Below are 6,499 nucleotides of genomic sequence, written 5' to 3' on the forward strand. Positions count from 1 at the left end.
TCATTTTGAGTAGCAAGATCGATCGGGGGCAGCCAGTTTAAAATGTGTTGGCTGAGAGGGACTCTTCGCGAGCAGGTTCGCTTCTACATCTGGTCGATATGCAGTCACCCATCGTCATATTGATCAGTTAAATGGCAAAACGACGACACATTGCGTCTTATTAACGTGTTCCACGCTCCCTAGAATGGCTGGCATCTTTTCCTATACTCAGACGCGCGTCCTGCGTCGGGTCGCCAACAGGGTCAGCCATGAACAAGAACAATCGCCATCCTGCAGACGGCAAGAAACCCGTCACCATTTTCGGCCCGGACTTTCCGTTCGCCTTCGACGACTGGATCGAACACCCGGCCGGTCTCGGCAGCATTCCTGAACACCACCATGGCGCTGAAGTGGCGATTGTCGGCGCCGGTATCGCTGGTCTGGTGGCCGCGTACGAGCTGATGAAGCTCGGCCTGAAACCGGTGGTATACGAAGCTTCGAAGCTCGGTGGACGCCTGCGTTCGCAGGCGTTCAACGGTACCGACGGCATCGTTGCGGAACTGGGCGGCATGCGTTTTCCGGTGTCCTCCACGGCGTTCTACCACTACGTCGACAAGCTTGGCCTTGAGACCAAACCGTTCCCGAACCCGCTGACGCCAGCCTCCGGCAGCACGGTGATCGACCTGGAAGGTAAAACCCATTACGCACAAAGCCTGAAGGATCTTCCTGCCCTGTTTCAGGAAGTGGCTGACGCCTGGGCGGATGCGCTGGAGGCGGGCTCGCAGTTCGCCGATATCCAGCAGGCCATCCGTGACCGCGATGTGCCACGCCTCAAAGAACTGTGGAACAAACTCGTGCCGCTGTGGGACGACCGCACGTTCTACGACTTCGTGGCCACCTCCAAGGCCTTCGCCAAACTGTCGTTTCATCACCGCGAAGTGTTCGGTCAGGTCGGTTTCGGCACCGGCGGCTGGGATTCGGACTTCCCCAACTCGATGCTGGAAATCTTCCGCGTGGTGATGACCAACTGCGACGATCACCAGCACCTGGTGGTCGGCGGTGTGGAGCAAGTGCCGCAAGGCATCTGGCGCCATGTACCGGAGCGCTGCGTGCACTGGCCACAAGGCACCAGTCTGAAATCCCTGCACCGTGGCGCGCCGCGTTCCGGCGTGAAGAAAATCGCCCACGCGCCGGACGGCCGTTTCGCCGTCACCGACAACAACGGCGACACCCGCGAATACGCCGCCGTGCTGACCACCTGCCAGAGCTGGCTGCTGACCACCCAGATCGAATGCGACGAAACCCTGTTCTCGCAGAAGATGTGGATGGCACTGGATCGCACGCGCTACATGCAGTCGTCGAAGACCTTCGTCATGGTCGACCGCCCGTTCTGGAAGGACAAGGACCCGGAAACCGGTCGCGATCTGATGAGCATGACCCTCACCGATCGCCTGACTCGCGGCACCTATTTGTTCGACAACGGTGACGACAAGCCGGGCGTGATCTGCCTGTCGTATTCGTGGATGAGCGACGCGCTGAAAATGCTCCCGCATCCTGTTGAAAAACGCGTAGAGCTGGCGTTGAACGCGCTGAAGAAGATCTACCCGAAAGTCGATATCGCCGCGCGGATCATCGGCGATCCGATCACCGTGTCGTGGGAAGCCGATCCGTACTTCCTCGGCGCATTCAAAGGCGCCCTGCCCGGCCACTATCGCTATAACCAGCGGATGTACGCGCACTTCATGCAGGACGACATGCCAGCCGAGCAGCGCGGAATCTTCATCGCCGGTGACGACGTGTCGTGGACCCCGGCGTGGGTCGAAGGCGCGGTGCAGACGTCGCTCAACGCAGTGTGGGGCATCATGAAGCATTTCGGCGGTTCGACACATAAAGAGAACCCGGGCCCGGGTGATGTGTTCAAAGACATCGGCCCTATCGCCCTGCCCGAGTAAGAGGAATCCCCGATGCGTGTAGCCCTTTACCAATGTCCACCGCTGCCCCTGGAACCCGCCGCCAACCTGCATCGCCTGCAGCAACTGGCAATGGAGGCCAAGGGTGCCGACCTGCTGGTGCTGCCGGAAATGTTTCTGAGCGGCTACAACATCGGCAAGGAAGCGGTCAGCACCTTGGCCGAGGTCTACAACGGCGAATGGGCGCAACAGATCGGTCGAATCGCCAAAGCCGCCGGGCTGGCGATCGCTTACGGATACCCCGAGCGCACGGCCGGCGGGCAGATCTACAACGCCGTGCAGTTGATCGATGCGCACGGCGAACGCCTGTGCAATTACCGCAAGACCCACCTGTTCGGTGATCTGGATCGGTCGATGTTCAGCCCGGGGGATGATGATTTTCCCATCGTCGAACTCAACGGCTGGAAAATCGGTTTCCTGATCTGCTACGACCTGGAGTTTCCGGAGAATGCGCGGCGTTTGGCGTTGGCCGGTGCCGAGCTGATCCTGGTACCGACGGCGAACATGATTCCGTTCGATTTCATCGCCGACGTCACCGTGCGTTCCCGCGCCTTCGAAAACCAATGCTACGTGGCGTACGCCAATTACTGCGGACAGGAAGGCGAGATCCACTATTGCGGGCAAAGCAGCATCGCTGCGCCGGACGGCAGCCGTATCGCCCAGGCCGGCCTCGATGAAGCGTTGATCGTCGGTGAGCTGGATCGGCAATTGATGGCCGATTCCCGCGCCGCCAACCGCTACCTCAACGACCGTCGCCCCGAGCTTTACCATGCGTTGGACAAGCGCTGACCCCACGCAATCCGCTAGCATGGCACTTCACTGTTCTGGAAGTGCCCATGCCTGCGCCGACTCACACCCGCCACCACACTGAAACCCTGGCCAACGGCTTGCGCGTGACCCTGCGTCAGGTGCCCGGTTTGAAGCGCAGTGCCGCTGCATTGCGGGTGGCCGCCGGTAGTCATGACGTGCCGCTGGAGTGGCCGGGACTGGCGCATTTTCTCGAGCATTTGCTGTTTCTCGGTACCGAGCGATTTCCTGCGAGTCAGGCGCTGATGGCCTACGTGCAAAGTCACGGTGGGCAGGTGAATGCCAGCACCCGAGAACGCACCACCGATTTCTTTTTCGAACTGCCGACCTCCGCCTTCAGTGCCGGGCTTGAGCGTCTGTCAGACATGCTCGCCCATCCGCGTATGAATCCGGACGATCAGTTGCGCGAACGGGAAGTGCTGGACGCGGAATTTGTCGCGTGGTCGCAAGATCCCACGGCCCTGCAGGAATTGGCGTTGTACGAAGGGTTGCCCGCCACGCATCCGTTGCGCGGGTTTCATGCGGGGAATCGCGACAGCCTGAAAGTTGAGTTACCAGCGTTTCAACAGGCGCTGAAGGATTTCCACCGGCAGTTTTATCGCAGCGGGCAAATGACGCTGAGCCTGGTCGGACCGCACAGCATTGAAGCATTGCGCGTACTGGCGCAGCAGTTTGCCGGCGCGCTGCCGGTTGGGGATAAGCTCGAACAGGCAGCGACCGTGCCATTGGCGGTGAACAGTTATCAACAGGTCGGCGAGCGAAGCAGCCATCTGCTGTTCGCTTTCGAAGCGCTGCCCGACTCGTCCGCCGAAGCACTGGCGTTTCTCTGCCATTGGCTGAACAGCGCCAAGCCCGGCGGTTTGCTCGCCCATTTGCAGCAACAACGCCTCGCGGACGGTTTGAAAGCGGTGCCGCTGTATCAGTTCGCCGGGCAAGCGTTGCTGCACCTGCAATTCACCGCCCCCGCCGACTCCCTCAGCGCCATTCGTGAACATCTACTGGACTGGTTGGGCTTCTTCGCCGCGCAACAGGACTGGGCAGCGCTACGCGAGGAATACGCCAAATTGCTGGAACGTCAACAGCAAGTCAGTGGCGCACTGCTACTGGCGCGCCGCGACAGCGAACAACTTGAACACGGCTTGTCGGAAAACGGCGTGGCCGCCCTCAAACACATCCTGCGCGACATCGGCGTTGTGGATAACTTCAGCGCGCATTGGCATCGGCCTGCCGCCAACCCTTTCCTCGGTTCCAGCGAACCGCTGGCCAACGCCGGGCTGATCCGCGGCCAGACCAGCGCCCATCGTGGATTGCGCACTTTCGCTCAGGATCGCTCGCGCGGGCGGCGTGAGCGTTCACCGATGCAGTTCAGTCAGGCGCTGCCGGACTACACTGATCACGGTGCGATCTACTTGCGTTGGCAAACCGCAGCGCAGGCTGGCGTCGATCTGCAAAGCAAGCTGCAACGCAGTCTGCAGGAAACTCAGGAAGATGCACGGCAAGCCGGCGTCGAAATCGCGTTCAGTGCCACCGGCACTCAGTGGCTGCTGAAACTGACGGGACTGCAGGAGCCGATGCCCGGTGTCCTGGAACACGCACTGAAATGTCTGACGCAAATCGACGCCGATTCAGCCAACGCTGGGCCGGAAGCGCCGTTGATACCGATCCGTCAGTTGCTCAAGGCGTTGCCTGAACATTGCCTGCCATCGGCCGTCGAGTCGAACGACGCCAAACAGGTGTGGACAACGTCGCGCTGGGACGGACTGGCGCTTGGTCTCAACGCAAAAACTCAATCGGCCATGGGTCTGGCCCTGAGCCGCATCCCCGGCACACCGGACAATCAACTGCCGACAGTGCCGACGATCAATGCGCAACATGTGTGGAGCCACATCGACACCGCCTCCAGCGAGCATGCGCTGCTGCTGTTCTGCCCGACCGCAGACCACGAAATCGCTGACGAAGCCGCCTGGCGACTGCTCGCGCAGCTGTGCCAGACCCCGTTCTATCAGCGCCTGCGCGTCGAATTGCAATTGGGCTACGCGGTGTTCAGTGCCTTGCGGCAGGTACATGGTCAGAGTGGATTGCTGTTCGGTGTGCAGTCGCCAGAGACTGCGCCCGTTGAGCTGCTCGGTCATATTCAGCAGTTCCTCAAAAACATTCCTGCGCTGATCGAAAACCTCGACGAAGTGCATTTCACCCAACAACGCCAGTCACTCGCCGATCAGTTCGATGAGCGTCAGCTGTCCGGCAAAGACGCCGCCGAGTTGCTGTGGCAGGCCAAACTCGCGGGCCACTCGTCGGATTATCTGGGACAACTGCACACGGCCATTGGTCAACTGCAACGCTCGGCATTGCTGGCGGCAGCGCGGCGGTTGCTCAACGCCGAGGGCGGCTGGCGCTGCCTGGCCAGCGCATCGTCACCCGGCGCCCCGTGGCAAGCGACAAAATGATCATTACCAAGGCTGCAAGGAGCTTTCTCAAAGATTCACGGGCAATACCGTTGAAATTTTGAGTAACATAGCAGCCTAACTATTTGGAACATCCCTGCGCTGCCGTGGACTATAACTATGGACAGCGCTATCCCACCCACCCTGAAGGAGACACCCATGTCCTGGAAAAAACCGGCTTACACCGACCTGCGTATCGGCTTCGAAGTCACCATGTACTTCGCCAGCCGCTGAGTTCTGCCTACGCAGACTTGCAGTGCAACGCCTCGGCTCGCCGAGGCGTTTTATTTTCAGCGTTGAAAGATGGGAGCGTTCATGTTCGTCCAGATTCTGGGTTCGGCCGCCGGTGGCGGATTTCCGCAATGGAACTGCAACTGCGTCAATTGCGCAGGCTTTCGCGACGGCAGCCTGAATGCCAAGGCCCGCACCCAGTCGTCCATCGCGATTTCCGACGACGGCGTGAACTGGGTGCTGTGCAACGCCTCGCCAGACATCCGCGCGCAACTGCAGAGCTTTGCCCCGATGCAACCGGGCCGTGCCCTGCGTGACACCGGCATCAGCGCGATCATCCTGATGGACAGCCAGATCGACCACACCACCGGCCTGCTCAGCCTGCGCGAAGGCTGCCCGCATCAGGTCTGGTGCACAGACATGGTTCACGAGGATTTGAGCACCGGTTTCCCGCTGTTCAAGATGCTCACCCACTGGAACGGCGGGTTGAACTGGAACCGCATCGAACTCGACCAGAGCTTCACCGTCGCTGCCTGCCCGAACCTGCGCTTCACTCCGCTGCCGTTGCGCAGCGCCGCACCGCCGTATTCGCCGCACCGTTTCGACCCGCACCCGGGCGACAACATCGGCCTGATCGTCGAAGACCTCAACACCGGCGGCAAACTGTTCTATGCACCGGGCCTGGGCAAGGTCGACGCGCCGCTGCTGGAAATCATGGCCGGCAGCGACTGCCTGCTGGTGGACGGCACGCTGTGGGATGACGATGAAATGCAGCGCCGTGGCGTCGGCACCCGCACCGGTCGTGAAATGGGCCACTTGGCGCAGAACGGCCCCGGCGGCATGCTCGAAGTGCTGGAGCAGTTGCCTGAGCAACGCAAGGTGCTTATCCACATCAACAACACCAACCCGATTCTCGATGAGGATTCGCCGGAGCGCGCGGAGCTCGCGCGGCGTAATGTTGAAGTGGCGTTCGATGGCATGAGTATTGTGCTGTAGCGGATGGCCCCATCGCTGGCAAGCCAGCTCCCACAGTGTTCTGTGGTGTACACAAAAAACTGTGGGAGCTGG

5 protein-coding genes are annotated in these 6,499 nt (G+C 60.7%); all 5 read left to right on the forward strand.

The annotated features are described in order from the left end of the window. Positions 1 to 248: 248 nt before the first annotated feature. The 5 genes from HT737_RS12725 to pqqB all read left to right on the forward strand — a co-directional run bounded on the left by HT737_RS12725 (position 249) and on the right by pqqB (position 6,427). On the forward strand, positions 249 to 1,931 hold the full coding sequence (locus tag HT737_RS12725) for an NAD(P)/FAD-dependent oxidoreductase (RefSeq protein ID WP_047297002.1): 1,683 nt from the start codon (positions 249 to 251) through the stop codon (positions 1,929 to 1,931). Between the two features lie 12 nt (positions 1,932 to 1,943). After that, positions 1,944 to 2,738, forward strand: coding sequence for a carbon-nitrogen hydrolase family protein (locus HT737_RS12730; protein WP_182402733.1), 795 nt, complete (start codon positions 1,944 to 1,946; stop codon positions 2,736 to 2,738). Positions 2,739 to 2,785: 47 nt separating this feature from the next. Next, positions 2,786 to 5,203, forward strand: a complete 2,418-nt coding sequence (gene pqqF / locus HT737_RS12735; RefSeq protein WP_182402735.1) for a pyrroloquinoline quinone biosynthesis protein PqqF — start codon at positions 2,786 to 2,788, stop codon at positions 5,201 to 5,203. Between the two features lie 156 nt (positions 5,204 to 5,359). Further along, positions 5,360 to 5,434, forward strand: coding sequence for a pyrroloquinoline quinone precursor peptide PqqA (pqqA, locus tag HT737_RS12740; protein WP_182402737.1), 75 nt, complete (start codon positions 5,360 to 5,362; stop codon positions 5,432 to 5,434). A gap of 81 nt (positions 5,435 to 5,515) precedes the next feature. Continuing rightward, positions 5,516 to 6,427: a pyrroloquinoline quinone biosynthesis protein PqqB gene (pqqB, locus tag HT737_RS12745; RefSeq protein ID WP_041070011.1), complete on the forward strand. Its 912-nt coding sequence runs from the start codon at positions 5,516 to 5,518 to the stop codon at positions 6,425 to 6,427. Positions 6,428 to 6,499: the final 72 nt, after the last annotated feature.

The sequence above is a fragment of the Pseudomonas sp. MD195_PC81_125 genome (genome assembly GCF_014060985.1).
Lineage (GTDB): Bacteria > Pseudomonadota > Gammaproteobacteria > Pseudomonadales > Pseudomonadaceae > Aquipseudomonas > Aquipseudomonas parakoreensis.

Coding starts and splice junctions, on each gene's coding strand:
- HT737_RS12725 (WP_047297002.1), top strand. CDS start 249: ATGAACAAGAACAATCGCCATCCTGCAGACGGCAAGAAACCCGTCACC.
- HT737_RS12730 (WP_182402733.1), top strand. CDS start 1,944: ATGCGTGTAGCCCTTTACCAATGTCCACCGCTGCCCCTGGAACCCGCC.
- pqqF (WP_182402735.1), top strand. CDS start 2,786: ATGCCTGCGCCGACTCACACCCGCCACCACACTGAAACCCTGGCCAAC.
- pqqB (WP_041070011.1), top strand. CDS start 5,516: ATGTTCGTCCAGATTCTGGGTTCGGCCGCCGGTGGCGGATTTCCGCAA.